Source organism: Kosmotoga sp., assembly GCF_982836095.1.
Genome location: NZ_CEYIHJ010000227.1, coordinates 1 through 2,237, shown reverse-complemented (window position 1 = coordinate 2,237; position 2,237 = coordinate 1). Strand labels below are relative to the sequence as shown.

Annotated in this window: 2 protein-coding genes; both read right to left on the bottom strand. The window is 41.1% G+C overall.

All coding sequences use genetic code 11. The annotated features are described in order from the left end of the window. On the bottom strand, positions 1 to 1,112 hold a 1,112-nt coding region (locus tag AC3LHT_RS10480; RefSeq protein ID WP_488662851.1), incomplete at its 3' end, for a COG1470 family protein. A gap of 217 nt (positions 1,113 to 1,329) precedes the next feature. Next, positions 1,330 to 2,237 (bottom strand): C1 family peptidase (locus AC3LHT_RS10475; RefSeq protein WP_488662850.1); only part of this gene is annotated, 908 nt, incomplete at its 5' end.

The following is a 2,237-nucleotide window of genomic DNA, read 5'->3' as shown; positions in this document are numbered from 1 at the left end:
TTTGATGCGGTATAAACAAGTTTTCCATAATAAGCCCCTTCTTCCGCATCAGCCAGTACTTTGAAGGTTAAAACAGTCTTTGACGACTTTCCAGGTGAAAGCAAGAATTCCTCTTTTCCCCTGAGGGTTGTCCATGGCAGAAGCGAATTCTTGAAATTGCTTCTTATATCTGAGAGCTTTACGCTCACATCCACAGGTTCCCCACCTTTGTTGGTGACACTCACAAGTTCGGTTTTTACGCTTCTTGGTTTCAAATGAAGGCTAATATACGGCTTTCCAAAAAGAAGATATAACTCTTTGGGTTCCGGGAGTTTAAAGAGTTCGCGATCAATCTGGAAGGATTTGGTGACTATTCTCTGCCTATCACCGTAATTTACATATAAATGGACTTTATATTTGCCTGAGGAAAGGATTTTTGAAACCTTTGCACTGAAAATTACATTCGCATCAGGTACCAGCCACGTTTGAGCAATTCCCCTGTTCAATGATTGCCCGGTATTAAGGTGCACCTTTTCCACAGTTCGACCATTTGGATCTCGTATTGCCGCACCTATACTGGCAAAATAATCCAGTAAGGAGTTATTGTGGAATTTAACAGTAACAACAGGTTCTTTGTTTTCATCGGGCACAATATCGAAATCCTCGATTTCATAGGTTTGCCTTAACCCTGGAGCCGATACTCTGAGGACTATGAGTATGGCAAAGCGTATTTTGATGGTTATGCCTGTAACTGCTCCTTCTTCTTCGGGTTCGACCATTATTACCGAGACATAGGTTCCCCTAGCTGTATATGGAATTTTTACTTCTACCGCTATGTTAGCGGAAGAATATGCCCTCAGAAAGACAGTATTGGGGAAAGCGAACCAATTCAATACAGAATCTCTTGAATCTTCATATTCAACAAATTCCTGTTTCCCATCTTCACGCTGTGTGTATTTTAGAAGTTTTAGACTGATTTTTTGGTCGACCTCTGAAGAGATTTTAAGTGGTATCAAAATCTTATCGCCGGGGTTGACCTCTTTTTGAAAAGCCAAAGGCTGTACTTCCAACGAAAAAGCAACAGAAGTACCCAACAAAAAAACTAAAGAAATTATAAAAAACAATCGTGACATATAATAATGCCCCCTTTTCTAAAAAAGACCCTACATCAAAATTATATTATTCTTTGCGATAATATCTTTTTCTTTTTTAGAGTCTCGAAAAAAACGAATATCAGCCATACTCAGCTTTCATTGAAGGCTGTATCAAATATGGTTATTTTTTTATAAATTTTTTAGTTTTAAAAAAAATGCCCGGCAAGGCCGGGCGAAGCTATATCATAAGGAAGTGTCACATGCTGTCATCGTAACCAACAATGGTAACAGCATGGTTGATAGTTGTCTGCTTGTAGTTATCAACATCCCAGACGTCGTTGTTTTTCAAGGATGAGAACCTATAGGCATCAACTCCTACGGAAACTACATATCCCTGGGCAATTAAGCTTTTGAGTGTTTCAATATCGCTATCGTCACTTATAGTCATATAGTATATCTTTGCATTGGTGTTTCTATGCATTGGAGCTTCTCTCCAGGCAGCTTCTGATGGCCAGCTGTAATGATCACTGGAACTGTACGGCATAGTTTTCCATGATGCGATTCCCATCTGGGATATGACTTTGATGTTGTCTGAGAAATAAGAACCTGCGTCTATCCCGTTGTTTATCTGATGATAGAGAAAATCAGGGCTCATGACCTTGTCAAGGTGAGCACTGTCAATACCGCTGTAACTGTAACGTGCGCTTGAAAGGTCCCAACCGTTAGCCGCAGCTTCATAGTAGGTACTAATGTAATAACCGATAGACCATGATGTACAGGAACCTTCACTTCCCTGGTTGCCAATCGGTGGGAAGTATATTTCTTGAGAATGGTCAACGACTGAAGGAAGAGCAGTTGCTGTTGGCATTTTGATACCGGTTATGACCTGGGCTGTTTTCATGATTTCTCTCCACTGTTCTTCGGTAGGTGGAATATATCCGGTACCATGGCCGTCTATTACCACATTGTAGTTCTCTTCACCTCTGTAAACACCAAAGCTCTCTTTCAGATCTGTGAGATTCTGCTCCGTTATCTTAGCAGTTTTTAGTTGCGCATCCAGAGAATTTGATGACAGTGCTTCAACACTTGCGGCACTCACGCCTGGAATGGTGACATGGGTGTATTTGCCGTTACTGGTGCCCACAGGTAGTCCACTGGCCTCGT